10 protein-coding genes are annotated in these 15,271 nt (G+C 37.7%); 4 read left to right on the top strand and 6 right to left on the bottom strand.

Features of this window, described 5'->3' with window-relative positions:
• Positions 1–18 precede the first annotated feature (18 nt).
• On the top strand, positions 19–2,394 hold the full coding sequence (locus tag Q8S25_RS01760; protein WP_305534281.1) for a 3-hydroxyacyl-CoA dehydrogenase/enoyl-CoA hydratase family protein: 2,376 nt from the start codon (positions 19–21) through the stop codon (positions 2,392–2,394).
• Here the strand turns inward: Q8S25_RS01760 and Q8S25_RS01755 are convergent.
• The 4 genes from Q8S25_RS01755 to Q8S25_RS01740 are packed head-to-tail and all read right to left on the bottom strand — an operon-like array spanning position 2,391 to position 9,264.
• Entirely contained in the window at positions 2,391–3,959 is a 1,569-nt protein-coding gene (locus tag Q8S25_RS01755) for a hypothetical protein (protein ID WP_305534279.1), read from the bottom strand. The two genes, Q8S25_RS01760 and Q8S25_RS01755, sit on opposite strands and share 4 nt — an antisense overlap.
• Entirely contained in the window at positions 3,959–5,827 is a 1,869-nt protein-coding gene (locus Q8S25_RS01750) for a glycosyltransferase family 2 protein (protein WP_305534277.1), read from the bottom strand. Before Q8S25_RS01750 ends, Q8S25_RS01755 begins: the two co-directional genes overlap by 1 nt.
• Before the next feature lie 27 nt (positions 5,828–5,854).
• Entirely contained in the window at positions 5,855–7,876 is a 2,022-nt protein-coding gene (locus tag Q8S25_RS01745; RefSeq protein WP_305534275.1) for a cellulose biosynthesis cyclic di-GMP-binding regulatory protein BcsB, read from the bottom strand.
• Between the two features lie 17 nt (positions 7,877–7,893).
• Positions 7,894–9,264: a sensor histidine kinase KdpD gene (locus Q8S25_RS01740; protein ID WP_305534273.1), complete on the bottom strand. Its 1,371-nt coding sequence runs from the start codon at positions 9,262–9,264 to the stop codon at positions 7,894–7,896.
• 49 nt (positions 9,265–9,313) lie between these two features.
• Here Q8S25_RS01740 and Q8S25_RS01735 point away from each other — a divergent pair, with 49 nt between their 5' ends.
• From Q8S25_RS01735 to Q8S25_RS01725, 3 genes are read left to right on the top strand one after another with little or no spacing between them, the layout of a single operon-like run.
• Positions 9,314–10,399: a glycoside hydrolase family 5 protein gene (locus tag Q8S25_RS01735; protein WP_305534271.1), complete on the top strand. Its 1,086-nt coding sequence runs from the start codon at positions 9,314–9,316 to the stop codon at positions 10,397–10,399.
• A gap of 9 nt (positions 10,400–10,408) precedes the next feature.
• Positions 10,409–11,305, top strand: coding sequence for an ABC transporter ATP-binding protein (locus Q8S25_RS01730; protein WP_305534269.1), 897 nt, complete (start codon positions 10,409–10,411; stop codon positions 11,303–11,305).
• A gap of 17 nt (positions 11,306–11,322) precedes the next feature.
• A complete protein-coding gene (locus Q8S25_RS01725) occupies positions 11,323–12,150 on the top strand; it encodes an ABC transporter permease subunit (protein WP_305534267.1) in 828 nt (275 codons plus the stop codon).
• A gap of 18 nt (positions 12,151–12,168) precedes the next feature.
• Here Q8S25_RS01725 and Q8S25_RS01720 read toward each other — a convergent pair whose 3' ends face one another.
• Together Q8S25_RS01720 and ftsZ are read right to left on the bottom strand one after the other, a co-directional pair.
• On the bottom strand, positions 12,169–13,161 hold the full coding sequence (locus tag Q8S25_RS01720) for a TIGR01777 family oxidoreductase (RefSeq protein WP_305534266.1): 993 nt from the start codon (positions 13,159–13,161) through the stop codon (positions 12,169–12,171).
• Between the two features lie 121 nt (positions 13,162–13,282).
• Complete coding sequence (gene ftsZ, locus Q8S25_RS01715) at positions 13,283–15,262, bottom strand: cell division protein FtsZ (RefSeq protein ID WP_305534265.1); 1,980 nt, start codon at positions 15,260–15,262, stop codon at positions 13,283–13,285.
• Positions 15,263–15,271 lie beyond the last annotated feature (9 nt).

Raw genomic sequence — 15,271 nt, 5'->3', positions numbered from 1 at the left:
ACCATAAATAATACAATAATGAAACGTTCAATTAAAAAAGTTGCGGTATTAGGAAGCGGTGTAATGGGTTCCAGAATTGCTTGTCATTTTGCAGGTATTGGATTACCCGTTTTATTATTAGATATGGTTCCCGCTGCAGCAGCAGAAAGTACCAAACCAGCAGAACGCAACAAACTAGTGAACGATGCATTAACTGCTGCCATAAAAAGTAATCCATCTCCTGTTTTTACTAAGTCGGTAGTGAACAGAATTAAGACCGGCAATTTCGACGACAATATGAAAGATATTGCCAGTTGCGATTGGATTATTGAAGTAGTGGTAGAGCGCTTAGATATTAAGCAATTGATTTATGAGAAGGTAGAAAAATTTAGAAAACCAGGAACCCTAATTACTTCCAATACCTCAGGTATTCCTATTCATATGATGGCCGAAGGAAGAAGCGAAGATTTTAAAAAGCATTTCTGCGGCACACACTTTTTTAATCCGCCACGCTATTTGCGTTTACTAGAAATTATTCCTACGCCATTTACCAATCAAGAAGTAGTAGATTTCTTAATGCATTATGGAGACGTTCATTTGGGTAAAACCACTGTGCTTTGTAAAGACACACCCGCTTTTATTGCCAATAGAATTGGGGTATTCAGCATCATGAGCATATTCCATATCATGGATAAGCAAAAGCTAAGTGTAGATGAAATTGATGCACTAACAGGACCCATTATTGGTAGACCCAAATCGGCCACATTTAGAACAGCAGATGTAGTAGGTATAGACACATTGGTAAAAGTTGCCAAAGGCGTTGCAGACAATTGCCCCAATGATGAAGCAAAAACAATTTTTACTATCCCAGCTTGGTTAGATACCATCACTACCAACAATTGGTTAGGAGATAAAACAGGGCAAGGATTTTTCAAGAAAATTAAATCTACAACAGGCAAAGAAATATTAACGCTGAACTTGGAAACCATGGAATATGGTGCCAGGGTAAAGCCCAAATTTGCAAGCCTTGAAGCAGCAAAACCAGTAGAAGATTTAAAGCAAAGAATTAAAATGTTAAGTGCTGCACCTGATAAAGCGGGTGAATTTTACCGAGCATTTCATTATTCTTTGTTCTCTTATATTTCATTTAGAATTCCAGAAATAAGTGACGAAGTATACCGCGTAGACGATGCCATGATGGCGGGCTTTGGATGGGAAATTGGTGCTTTTGAATCATGGGATACCGTAGGTGTTGCTAAAACAGTAGAAGCCATGCAAGCAGCCGGATATGCAGTAGCACCATGGGTTACCGAAATGCTGGCCACTGGCGCAACCAATTTTTATAAAGTAGAGCATGGCAAAAGAATGTATTATGATATTCCTTCTAAATCATTTAAAGCCATACCTGGAGGAGAGTCTTTCTTAATCTTGAAAAACCATAGCGACAATTTAGTTTGGAAAAACAGTGCATGTAGAATGTACGATATTGGAGATGGAGTGGCAGGATTAGAATGGAGCACCAAAATGAACAGCATGGGTGGCGAGGTTTTAGAAGGAGTAAACAAAGCCATCAGTAAAGCAGAAGAAAGTTTTAAAGGATTGGTGATAGCCAACGAAGGACCCAATTTTAGTGCAGGTGCAAATGTGGGAATGATTTTTATGCTGGCCATAGAGCAAGAATACGATGAATTAGATATGGCCATTCGTATGTTCCAAAACAGTATGATGCGCTTGCGTTATTCAAGTGTGCCCGTTGTTACAGCACCGCATGGTTTAACATTGGGAGGTGGATGCGAAATGAATTTACACGCAGACAAAGTTTGTGCTGCAGCAGAAACTTATATAGGATTGGTAGAATTGGGAGTAGGTTTAATACCAGGTGGTGGTGGCACCAAAGAATTTGCATTGCGTGCTTCCGACGAATTACACGAAGACGAACCAGAAACCAATACTTTAAAGAAAAGATTCTTTGCCATTGCAACAGCTAAAGTGGCTACCTCTGCACACGAAGCATTTGAAATGGGTATTTTAAGACCAGGCACCGATGAAGTGGTCATGAATATTGGAAGAAGAATTGCAGAAGCAAAAAAATCGGTTTTAGAATTACACGAAGCGGGCTATAATACACCAGTACAAAGAACCGATATTAAAGTATTGGGCAAATCAGGATTAGGTGCCATGCTGGCGGGCATAAATGGAATGTGGAGAGGTGGATATGCTACCGACCACGATGCATTGGTAGCGCGTAAACTGGCTTATGTAATGTGTGGTGGAGATTTGAGTGAACAAACAATGGTAAGCGAACAATACCTCTTAGATTTAGAAAGAGAGGCGTTCTTAAGCTTATGTGGCGAAAAGAAATCGTTAGAGAGAATACAAAGCGTATTAAAAAGCGGAAGACCTATTCGCAACTAACGAATAGAATACACAATCCAGTTTTCTGTTTCAAAGACTCGGTTGGACCTAAGGTTCAACCGATCTCTCATTACAATCATATTATAGGCGTTCATTGCCGTAAAATTGTGTTTGAGGTTATGCCTTTTTGCAATGAGAATATACTCTACAGAAAGAGCGGGATTTTCAATAACCGTAATAAAGTTTTTCTGCAACGGCATAACCAATCCTTCTAAATTGGGTAAATGTGCTACCACACCGTAAGCAGCTGCATCATCAATTAAAACAGGCCTGTCAGCCGATTTTACAGAACCAATATAGTCGGCCAATATTTTTTCTTCAGAATTTTTTTTGGTAGCAAACCAGCTAGGTGTGTCCGTAACCATTTTAACAAATCGCTGTTCATCAAAATCGGAAGTTTCTTTAAAATAATACAACCCACCCAATAAGGTTAAGCCGGTACCAGCTAAAAGAATTACTGAAGACATGAAACGATTTAGTTTAATACCCGATGCAAAATTGAGTGCAACAAAAGACAGTACAGGAATGATTACAAAGTATTCGGTAGTTAAATAATACTGAATATCAATTAATACAATAGAAGTAAAAATCAAAGGGGTAAAAATAGTCAAGAGCTCATATAATTTACCCTTGAATAAAATCATTGCAGAAATAAAAATGGGCGCCAAAAAAATGGTGAAAAGCGGAAAAATAATTTGGGTTTGCTTACTCAAATTATCACCTGATCCTCGTTCTAAAATATTGGTAATTGTAGAAACCCCTGTTACACGCCAGTTAGAATACTGACTGCTTAAAAAGTAAGTGGGGTCACCTGCGTGTGATTGATTCAATACCCTAAATAAAAACACTGCAGCCAACGGCAATAAATAAAGAATAAAATACAACGACACCGTTCTATTCACCAGTTTTCTTCTAAGCGATCGATTGTTTAAGGCCTGATAGTATTGAAATACAACCGGCTCTCCTTTAGCGGTTTTAATCCCCTCAATAGAAACCAATACCACAAAGGGTAAGAAGCCTAATATTAGCCAGAGAAATTTTATCTCCGAAAAAATTAGTGCGCCTAAATACAAACTGGCTAAGGATAAATAATAAGTAGTTTGATTTTTATAATAAAAGAATAAACTCCTAAAAAGCAAATAAGTGAACAGCATAATAGCTGCAATATTTCTTCCACTGGTTGCTGCAAAAATAAACTGTGGATGAAGTAAGAACAAAGCCATTAATGAAATGATCATTGTTCTTGCAGGCAACCCAGAACCATTAATGTCTTTCGCCATAAAAAAGAACAAGAAAGACATTAATACAATGGAAGAAGCTACTGGTGCAAATAAGTATCCAAAAGGAGCAAAAATAACATTGATTAAAAAAGAAGTAGTAGGGAAGGTAGTTCCTAAGGTTAACAAGGTATTTTCGCTGTATTCAAATAAGAGCTTTAATTTCTCTGCATAGAACAATCGTTCAGAATGTTCGTATCCCGTTCTATTAAACATCCATGCTAATATGAGGTAATAAATTACCAGCAGCAAAGACACTACTCTTAATTGTTGACTTTTGAACTTCATTATACTTCATTTGCATTTGCTGCTGCAGCAGCAGATGATGAATGCGACATTTTAGTTAACCCATGATTGGTTTTTTCCCAATAAAAAGGTTTATAAATCAATTGCCATAACCCTTTATAAGCAGCAATAGAGTGCATTAACCAATAAAAAGGATTCACTAAAGCAAATAAAATTAACTCGTAAAATCTGCGCTTAAATACAGCCAACATATTTACATAAATCATTAAAGTATTACCCGCCACAAAGTTGAAAATAGAAATATACAATACCCAGTCTGGAAACAATATCCGCACTGTTTGCAAATCGAATATGATGTATATAATATAGAAACCCAATAATACTGGATAAAGCAAGAAAGTAATAGGCGTGAACCCAACAAAGAAGTTAAATCCAAAGAAACCTCTCCAACCAATTTTATTAACCAATCTAACCGGATTTCGCATATGCACCAATAAGGTTTGCATATACCCTTTAATCCAACGAGAGCGCTGCCTAATCCAATTAAAAGGTTCATTATTGGCTTCTTCTAAAGTAGTACTATTCACTACCCCTACTTTATACCTTTTCTCAAATACGCGAACGCCCAAATCGGCATCTTCTGTAACGTTAAATGGATCCCAACCACCCAATTCTTTTAACTTATCTAATTTAAAATGATTGGATGTTCCACCCAATGGAATAGGAACGTCTAATGACTGCAAACCAGGCAACATATAATCGAACCAATAAGAATATTCCAACGTGAACATTCTAGTAAGCAGGTTCTCATTCTTATTAAAATAGTTAAGGGCACCTTGTAGTACCACATAATCTTTTGGAAGTTTACGAAACAGACTAACCACTTTTTTAAGTTGATCAGAATCGGGTACATCTTCTGCATCATAAATGGTTAAGTAAATGCCTTTACAAAAGAACAGCCCGTAGTTACAAGCTTTGGGCTTGGTTTTAGGCATATGAAAAGGAACCACAATTGTTTCGAAGTTGGCGGGGAAGTCGAGGTTTCTTACCGCATTCAAGGTTTTATCGTCGTCTTCTTCAATCAATAATTTTACGTCTAATTTTCCACGAGGATAATCTAGGCTTCGTAGGTTCCAAATTAATTTACGAATCAATTTATCCTCTTTATACACTGGAAGCAAAATGGTGTATACAGGAAGTGTGTCGTTCTTTACGGCTTTTACTTCCTCTTTGGTTACCACTTCAACCAGCTCGTATTTAGACCCTTTTAAAGCGATGTATAATTTAAATACGATAGAGAAAAGAAATACAAAACTAAAGAAGAGGTTAAAGAAAATAAAACTATTAACAAAGTTGATGGTAAGCACCAATAAAGCAAAGCCAATTGCTATGAAAATAAACAACAACTGGGCATCAGTAAAAGTAGTTAACCCAGAACTCTCTGGATCTTTACGCATCAAGCTAAACACCGATTCTTTTACATAGTACTCCCCTCTTAATTTGTGTACCATCCAAGTGATGTCTAAGTCAGAAGCAGCAACAAGTTTAATTTTGCTGTTGAATTTGATTTCTAAAATCCCCTGCAAACGTTCGTCCATAGGATCGGCAGCGGCAACCAACAAATTACCTTTGCCGTCGTTGCGCATAGGTAAATATAAAAAAGCGTTCAAGTGCAGCAGGTCGCATTGCTCTACAAAGCTCTCATCTAACACTTCGTTTCGCACATCAACCAACGGAAACCCTGAACGCTCTAAAAACGATACATATAATTTTCGGGTTAGGTACCCAAAGTTAAGCGCCGCTTTAATTTGCGCATATTCAAACTCATCGGCAATAACGTCAATTTCTTCCAGTTTGGCCGTGGTAAACAAGCCCACACTAATCATATTATTCAAGGCACAAACTGGCATAGACGCTACGGATTTTTAAGGAACCAATTAAACAATCTCTTGAGATTTTTTAACACGCTTTCTAATGAAGAAGAATCCAAGTACTAGTAAGATGGCTAAACCACCCAACATAAAGTATTTGTATTTATTCCACAGCATTGCCATATTATTTTTATCTCCACGGTAAGTAACCAATCCTGCATTGTCTGGAAGTTTAAAGAAGAAGTTACTCTTACCCTTACTATTGGCAATACAAACGTTACTTTCAATTGCAGAGTATTGAGAACCAAAGCTCTTAATTACCCCTTCAAATGCATCACTAATACTGGAATCTCCCAATGCACTTACCAGCAAGAAAGTAGAGCTACCCTGTCGGAAAATTTGTGCAATACCTGAGTTAGAGAAGTCATTAATTGAGTAGGAAGTTTCTCCACTTATATCTTTATACAATTGGAAATCTCTATTAAACTGAACGGGAAGATTCTTCTCAAAGTTTTTAATTAATGGATCATTTCTATGCAACAATGCAATTGCATTCATATTGGCCATATCAGTTAGATTGGCTTTATCAGAAGATACTAACTCAGGAATAAATAAATAGTTAGCAGCCAGTGTTGCAGTATTTAATTGATAAATCAATTCGCCCAAAGAGGGGGCTAAGTAGGGCATTAACGTTGGGGTGATAATACAACGCAAAGACTTCTTTCTAAATTCACCTGGGTAGTTAAAGAAGTTGTAGAACTCGTTTACTTTTTCACCAGAGAAAACCAGGTTAGATGTTTTGGTATCAATGAATCCAAAGAAATTAGAGAAACCTTCTTTACAAATACCACCCGCACCATGAAAACGCATTTCAACTACCAAGGAGTTATTTTTGGTAAGTAAGTAAGGCTTTAATTCAATGTCTCCATTAAAGCTGGTTTTATCGTGCAAGTCGGTACTAAATACCAAGTTGTCGTTTAGGTAAACATTTAAGAAACCTCGGTCACCCTCTTTTAATAAAGACAACATGGCTTCCAAGTGGAAAGTTAGTTTCTTTGGAATGGCATTGTAATCGGCCAAAGAGAATGCATAGTTGGTTTTAAGTGCCCCAATACCTTCCATTAGTTTGGGCGTACCCCCCAATTCTTCCAAAGAAAATACCACTGGCAATTGATTCTTATCAAAATAAGAAGGAGGACCAGCATCTACAATCATGGTATACGTAAAGCTACCATTGATAATTTTATAGTTAGTAAGTGTATAGATGGCTTTCCGATATCCTTCTTGGTCTTTTCCGGTAATAACGAAAATATAATCACCATTATCGAGTACAACATTTTTAATAAGACCTTGGCCGTTTTTGAATTCAGGTAATTGAGCCTGAATATATGGAGGGAGCTTGCTATATAAACCAGTTAATACGGTAGTTCCAACAGAAGAATCGGTATTCCTATAGTTGGTAGTTGCAATTTCTTCTAACCCACCTTTTTGTTTTAATAAAGCAAATACAATGGCGCCACTGGTAAGATCGTCTAAGTCTGCATTAACAGGGGTAGAAACCGAATTAAACTCAGAAATGGTTTCTTTTAAACTATGGTAGTAGGTTGTTCTATCTTGCTTTACTACTTCTAAATAAGAAGAGTTTCTTACCGTAACCCAAATAGCCGGATTGTCTACGTCTTTACAATACTCATCAGACATAGCCATTTTAGCATCAATTCTCATTTTAATGAAACGACCATCTTCCTGTACATATCGTTTATTTAATGGAATTACAATGGTCATTACCGAATCAATGGCATCAGCAACCAAACGAGTGGTGTATACCGGTTCGTCTTTTAACGAAACCGTTATAGTAGACATATCTTCTCTTAAAACCTGCGATGGCTTCACCTGAAGAATCAAATTCGTGCGGTCCACATCATCCCTTGGTTGCACTTTAAGGAAGTAAGAAATGGCGCCATTAATTCCCATTATGGATTCATTTCTATATCCCATAGCTTCCAAAGAGCGGGTTTTAAAATCCTGGGCAATAATACTACCTGCCATTAGCAGGAACAGTACGAGCAGGGAAGATTTTGTTTTCATGATTTCGGGTATTTAAACTAAGCCAGTTTGAATTTGAGTTTGAAATAGTTTCCAATAGTTACATTGCTTTCGTACGTAAGCGAACCCCCCATATCTTCGGTTAGCTGCTTGGCAATGGAAAATCCCATGCCCGACTGGTTGGTGGCCAAATCAGACTGATTGGGATTGGTTAAACGACTAAAATATTCATCTAATTTTTCCATCCCAATAGGGTTAGCTGTTTTATTGATGATTTCAATAATGCAGGCCCCATCGAGGTCATTGGCATGAATACTAACCGAAGAACCCTTTTGGATAAACCTAATAACGTTAGAAAGTAGCTTGAATAATATATGACGTAAAAATATTTTATCAATATTGACCATAACTTCAGACGGCGAAAGGTGAACCTGAAGGTTCACTTGCTTAATACTAGCCGCATCTACTAGGGTAATAGCGGCTTTTTCTACTTCTGGAATAATGTCGAACTGTTCCATATGGTAAGTAATCTTACCCGTATCGGCTTCGGCAGATTCAGCCAATTTTTGACTTAGGTAATGTAGTTTCTCATTACCCATAGTGATATAGCTCAGAATTTCTTTTTGATCGCTGGTTAAATTGCTGCTCTTTCTATTGATTAAATCAATAGAAATTTGATTAGACCCAATAAAGTTCTTGAGGTCGTGAATCATAATGTTTAGCGTATTCTGGCGATAATCGCTTAACTCCTTTAAACGACGATTTTTTTCATCAATAATATGGTGCTGGTCATTTATTTTTTCGTTCTGCTCTAATAAACGACGGTTAGATTCTTCAATGATTAGGTTTTTTTCTGTTTCTCTTTTTACTATTTGGTACCTATTAAAGGCAATCATGATAGAAAAAGCAGAAACCAGAAAGTAAACACCTCCCCCATTAGAAATTAAACTACTGTAGCCACCCGTTTGGTTATTGAGTGAGTACATGAATAAAATAATAGTGAAAGAAATGGCCGCATGTAGTTGAGCAAAAATGGGCCTCCAAAATAAAATGGTATTCAATAAGAGCATCATGATAGATGCCAACAAATAGTAAGGCATGGCCAACGAAACAGGAACAATACCGCAAATCATAGAGACCAATGCAATATTTACCCCAACCACTAAGTTTAATATCAGTTCATGGCCCCATCTTTTCTTGGTGCCAAAAATGTAAAAGAAATAAGAAATGCTGAAGAAAATCAATCGAATAATCAGAAGAAATACCCAATCTTCCTTCATAAAAAGCACATCGAGTAGCCAGAAAAGCGGAAGTGAGAACATCAGGGTCCAAACGGCCACATTAGAATAGTAGGCACCGCGCTTAACTAATTCGTTAGAAAGCTTAGCGCGGTCTATATTTACATAAGGAATCCGATGGTAGTCGATCATGGGTACTTATCTACAACTGGTAAAATATTATTCAAACTAATTTTAAAACGTGTTACGAAGAACTTTAGTACTCACCATTTACCTTTTCCTATTTGGGGTTGGATTAAAACCCGCTCAAACTCAAACCACCGAAGCACTTCGTAAGATCTCTCAATCACTAGGACAAGGGGTAAATATTTCTTTATTAGAGCAGCATTGGCAAAGCCAGGAGCAACTTTTAAAGACCAATATTCGCCCAATGTTAGAATCAATTGCCGAAGCTGGATTTGAAACCGTAAGGTTACCAGTGGCATTTGATTACTTCATGAGGGAGGGATCTGTTCAATTAAACGAACAGATTCTTCAAAAATTGCATGAAACCTATATGAACTGTAGAAGATTGAACCTGAAACTGGTAATTGTGTACCATTATGGCAAGCTCAACAACCAAAATAGGGAAACAGAGACAGAAAGAATCATTAAAATTTGGAAACAGGTCATCAACTATATGCGGGAGTTTTCTTACGAGAAGCTGTTTTTAGAACTGTATAACGAACCCACTACCGATATGGATATTTGGAAATCAACCGCAACTACATTGGTAAGAGAATTAAGAAAAGAAGACCCCGACAGAATATTCATTATTGGAGGAGCCAATTACAATGGCATTAATGAATTGCTCACCATGGGCAAACTGTCTTCAGATGATGGAAAACTATTGTATACATTTCATTTTTATGAACCCTATGTGTTTACGCACCAAGGAGCCGATTGGACCAAGGAGAAAACCTATATGACCGGCCTGCCATATCCCTTTAAGAAAAGAAAAATGCCAGAATTGGTGGGCGCAGCAGCCGACTCAGAAGTGATTAAGGAATTTGAACGGTTTCCCAGGGAATCCAATTATGAGTACTTATTTATGCGCATTAAAAAGATTAAAGCAGAAGCCGATAAGCAAAATTTACCACTTATCTGTACAGAAACGGGGGTCATCAATTTAGCATCAGCCAAAGCAAAATCTGCCTATCTTAGAGATATCACTGGCATTATGAAAGGTTTTGATATACCAGTGATGCTTTGGGATTACAACGATAAGTTTGGTATTTTGAAAGGAGAAAAAGTAATCAAGCAACTGAAAAACTGGTTAAAGGATTAAAATAATTATATGGAAACAGTATTGCAAGTAGATGGGGTGAGCAAAGCCTACGGTAAAGTAAAAGCCCTAAAGCAGGTTTCATTAACCATACCAAAGGGAAGTGTATTTGGAATACTGGGACCAAATGGAAGTGGAAAAACCACTTTAATGAGTATTGTATTAGATGTATTAGGGGCAGACACGGGAACTTATAGTTGGTTTAATCAACCCCCAACAGCCGCAGCAAGAAAAAGAATTGGCTCATTATTAGAGACGCCCAATTTTTATCATTATTTATCTGCGGTAGATAATTTAAAAATCACTTCTGCCATTAGCGGAAGAGGAAACGATGCAGCCATTGACGAAGTAATAGAAATTGTAAAACTAACCGAGCGAAAGAAAAGCAAATTCAGTACATATAGTTTGGGAATGAAACAAAGGCTGGCAATAGCAGCGGCATTATTAGGTAATCCCGAAGTACTATTATTAGATGAGCCAACCAATGGATTAGATCCTGTTGGAATTCTAGAAATCAGAGAATTAATAAGAAGGCTGGCAAACAAAGGCATTACTATTATTATAGCGAGTCATTTATTGGATGAGGTAGAAAAAATTTGTTCGCATGTAGCCATCCTCAAAAGAGGAACACTATTAACCAGTGGGCCAGTTGATGAAGTATTGAGTAATGAAGACATTGTAGAAGTAGCAGCAACAGATATGCAAGCCCTCAAAGGATGTATAGAGGGGATGCAAAATGTATTGAGCATCAAAGAAGACAATCAACGCATACAAATTCATTTTCCAGCAGGTACAGCCAATTTAGAAGAAGTAAATCAATTCTGCTTTAGTAAAGGCATTACATTGAATTTATTATTAAATAAAAAGCAGCGACTAGAATCTAAATTCTTTGAATTAACCAACGACTAACAATTAAATTGAATACAATGAGCTTGCTCTTAAAAATAGAATGGTTGAAAATAAAAAAGTATCCAGCATTTTGGTGGATGCTGGCAATAGTGATGCTTACTTATCCCAGCATCAACTATATGTTCTATAATATATACAACCAGTTTACACAGGGAAAAGAAATGACCAACAATATTGCTAAAATGTTATTGGGTAATCCATTTGCTTTTCCAGAAACCTTTCATACGGTTGCATATTTTTCTTCCTTTTTTGTTTTATTACCCGCCATCTTGGTAATCATGTTAATTACCAACGAATACAATTACCGAACCCATAAGCAAAACATCATAGATGGATGGAGCAGAAAAGAGTTCATGGCGAGTAAGTTAATAGATGTAGCAATCATTTCATTTGTAGTGATGGCAGTGTATATGCTGGTAGCATTGGCTTTTGGCCTATATGCAGATCCAGATAATTTGGGACGAATAGCAGAGCAATTGCATTATATACCCATGTTTTATTTGCAAACATTTGCCCAATTGTCTATTGCATTTTTATTGGGCTACTTAGTTAAAAAAGCATTCATTGCATTGGGAATATTCTTGTTTTATTATTTAGTGGTCGAAAACATATTGGTTGCTTATTTAAAATACAAAAAAGTGCCCATCACCAGATTCTTACCCATTGAAGTATCCGACAATATATTGGTAGCCCCTGCATTCTCTGGCAATTTTGGAAAAGACGCAAAGGAAGGCTATGAATTGGCACTTACTTTAGTGGGCGAACAAGTAATATTAACTTGTGTGTACACGCTAATTATTTGGGTGGTTTGCTTTAAAGTACACAGCAAAAGAGATTTAGCTTAAACCAATACGGCAACTAAACTAATTGTGCGTTAACGCTTGAAGTGCAGCATCAATGGTAGGATAAGCAAATTGGAAACCAGCGTTTTCGATTTTGCTACTACTTACTGTTGCACTTTTGAGCACTTCAATACTCATTTCGCCCAATACTATTTTCAATACAAAAGCAGGCACATAAAAAGGAATATAAAATGAGCCGCATATTTTTTTAGCCAATTCAATGGTGAGGGTTTTATTGCTAACAGGATTAGGTGCAACCGCATTATAAACCCCATTCATTTGTTCGTTTTCAATTGCATAAATGTATTGATTACACAAATCGTCTACATGAATCCAGCTGATCATTTGATTGCCCGAGCCCAATATAGCAGCAGTTTTAAACAATAATGGTTTTTTAAACTCCACCAATGCACCACCTTCATTGCTAAGCACAATTCCCGTTCTTAAAATAACCAATCGCTTTCCTAAGGTTGTAACAGGAGCAATACTGTCTTCCCAGGCTTTGCAAGTATTACCCAAAAAATCTGGGTAAGGATTTGCTTCTTCGGTGAAGCCAATTTTATTAGCGCCCGCAGTTAATTCTCCGCCCTCTACATTGTCTGCCCCGTCATGATTATCAGGGCCATACCAGCCAATAGCGGAGGCACTAATCACCCCTTTTACCTTATTCGGGATAGAGGACAAAGCTTTCACAATAAGTGCACAACTATTAATTCGGCTATCCGCAATTTCTTTTTTACGTGCATCCGACCAACGTTTATCTGCAACACCCGCACCAGCCAAATGAATAATATAATCAGCCTGCTGAATGGCCCATTCATCAATAGATTGGGCATCAATATTCCATTGTGCGTAGGTTAAATTTAAGTTGTTGCTGTTTGCATCATCCTTCGGCGGCTGTTTGGGATTGCCGCTTCTTCCTACAATAATTACCGAGTGTCTCTTTTCGAGCAAGATTTCAGTTAACCGCTTACCCACTGTTCCTGTTCCACCAGTAATCATGATAGTTGCCATAGTACATGCTTTATATATTAACAAAGGTAGGGACTAGAGGATCAACGAAGCCTAATAAAAAAGCCCCGCTCTAAAAGAGCAGGGCATCCGAAAGTATAATGGTTGGGTTAGTCTAAGTTGCTTAGTCGGGTTTTTTACCGTCTAAGAAAGTGTTGATGGTATTAATTTGTGTTTGATTGTTTTCATCCTTCCCTACGGTGTATTTACTATAAAAATTTTCTACAGAAGTAAGGGTGTTGCCAAACAACTCCATATTTCTTCTAACATATGCAGGCACTGCGTCAAACTCCCCATTCATATCAGCAGTGTTGTTTACATTGAAAGAGAGGTTGCGCAATTTTTGAATACGCTCAGCGGCTCTTCTTTTTTGCTCTTCCACATCATCCATATAATCTCCACCAGCACAAGCAGCATCTGGTGCAGCAGCAACAGGTCCTGTTACCGGTGTATTATATCCCTCTGGTTTCTCTACCAACTGCATATCAAATTGATTCTCATCTTCTGCCACCGGCGGAGGAGGAGTTTGCGTGGTTGGAGGTGTAGGCGGAACTACAGGTGCTGAATAAATTGGTTCAGGTTTTGGCTGAATAATAGGCTGAGCAGGTGTTTCAGGCTTGCTTGGCTCATTAGGCTCTTGTGAAGCCGAAGAAGTAGCACTTGCGTAAATATTAGCAGGCTTATTCAAAAACCCAGTTGCAAAATTGGAATGAATGGCTGTAGGTATTGGAGCCAAATCTTCTACTTCATCAAAAATATGTACTTCAGGTGGTCCTTGCAAAGTAGGCATTAACTCTAGCTCAGCTTCGGTAATGGCAGGTGTTTCCATATAAACACCCATTGAAACAACCTCTTCAACAGTGTCTATCTCAGCAACTGCTTCAGCCGCTGCAGGTTCTATTGGAGGGGTAATATCGAATACAATTGTTTGAGGAGCAGAAGGAATTTCTAAAGTTTCAAAAGTAGGTGCATTGCTATCTACTGGAGCTACAGTTGCCGGTTTTTCAACAGCCTCAGCAGAAGTAGTAGCAGTAATAATACCCGACTTAACAGCAGGATGTTCCACTTTCAAAGTCATTACAATCTTTTCAGGCTTTGCTTCTTGTTTTGCTTCAGCAGCAGGTTTTGCAAATGGATCTTTGTGTTCAAAACCAGTAGCCACTAAAGTGATACCAATTTTCTTATCCAAAGATTGTTCATAGCCCATACCTACAATTACATCTGCATCTTCACCAGCTTGCAAACGCAAATGATTGTTGATGATTTCTAATTCGTCCATCGTGCACTCGTGTTCGCCTTCTGCACTATTAATATTTATTAAGATCCACTTAGCACCTCTAATATCACTATCGTTTAACAAAGGAGAAGACAATGCTTCTTCAATAGCAATTTGTGCCCTGTTCTCTCCTTCTACTTCTGCTTTACCTAAAATTGCTACACCACCATTTTTCATAACAGTGCATACATCGGCAAAGTCTACAATAATATGACCACGACTATTAATTACATCGGTAATACATTTTGCAGCAGTAGCCAACACATTGTCTGCTTTTGAAAATGCTTCTTTCATTTTCAAATTGCCATACTGCATGCGCAATTTATCGTTGCTAATAACGAGTAAGGTATCAACATAAGGCTTCAACGCTTTAATGCCTTCCTCTGCCTGTAACTGTCTGCGCGGGCCTTCAAAACCAAATGGAGTGGTTACAATCCCAACGGTTAAAATGCCTAAATCTTTACAAATTTGAGCAATAATGGGTGCACCACCGGTACCAGTACCACCACCCATTCCTACCGTAATGAATGCCATTTTGGTATTCACTTCTAAAATACGTTTGATTTCTTCTAGCGACTCTTCGGTTGCACGCTTACCCACTTCTGGGTTAGCACCTGCACCCAACCCTTGCGTTAAGTGTGGTCCTAGTTGAATTTTATTGGGAACTTTACTTTGTTCAATTGCTTTAGCATCGGTATTGCAGATAATAAAGTCAACACCCTCTATGTCTTGTTCAAACATAAAGTTAACAGCGTTGCTTCCACCTCCGCCAACACCCAATACTTTAATAATGGATGATTTCTGTTTAGGAAGATCAAAATGAATCATAGTGGTAGG

The sequence above is a fragment of the Sediminibacterium sp. genome, from assembly GCF_030695065.1.
In the GTDB taxonomy this organism is placed as follows: domain Bacteria; phylum Bacteroidota; class Bacteroidia; order Chitinophagales; family Chitinophagaceae; genus Sediminibacterium.
The sequence above is the reverse complement of the archived record's forward strand: the minus strand, read 5'-3'. Positions and strand labels throughout refer to the sequence as shown.

Coding starts and splice junctions, on each gene's coding strand:
- Q8S25_RS01760 (WP_305534281.1), top strand. CDS start 19: ATGAAACGTTCAATTAAAAAAGTTGCGGTATTAGGAAGCGGTGTAATG.
- Q8S25_RS01755 (WP_305534279.1), bottom strand. CDS start 3,959: ATGAAGTTCAAAAGTCAACAATTAAGAGTAGTGTCTTTGCTGCTGGTA.
- Q8S25_RS01750 (WP_305534277.1), bottom strand. CDS start 5,827: ATGCCAGTTTGTGCCTTGAATAATATGATTAGTGTGGGCTTGTTTACC.
- Q8S25_RS01745 (WP_305534275.1), bottom strand. CDS start 7,876: ATGAAAACAAAATCTTCCCTGCTCGTACTGTTCCTGCTAATGGCAGGT.
- Q8S25_RS01740 (WP_305534273.1), bottom strand. CDS start 9,264: ATGATCGACTACCATCGGATTCCTTATGTAAATATAGACCGCGCTAAG.
- Q8S25_RS01730 (WP_305534269.1), top strand. CDS start 10,409: ATGGAAACAGTATTGCAAGTAGATGGGGTGAGCAAAGCCTACGGTAAA.
- Q8S25_RS01725 (WP_305534267.1), top strand. CDS start 11,323: ATGAGCTTGCTCTTAAAAATAGAATGGTTGAAAATAAAAAAGTATCCA.
- Q8S25_RS01720 (WP_305534266.1), bottom strand. CDS start 13,161: ATGGCAACTATCATGATTACTGGTGGAACAGGAACAGTGGGTAAGCGG.
- ftsZ (WP_305534265.1), bottom strand. CDS start 15,262: ATGATTCATTTTGATCTTCCTAAACAGAAATCATCCATTATTAAAGTA.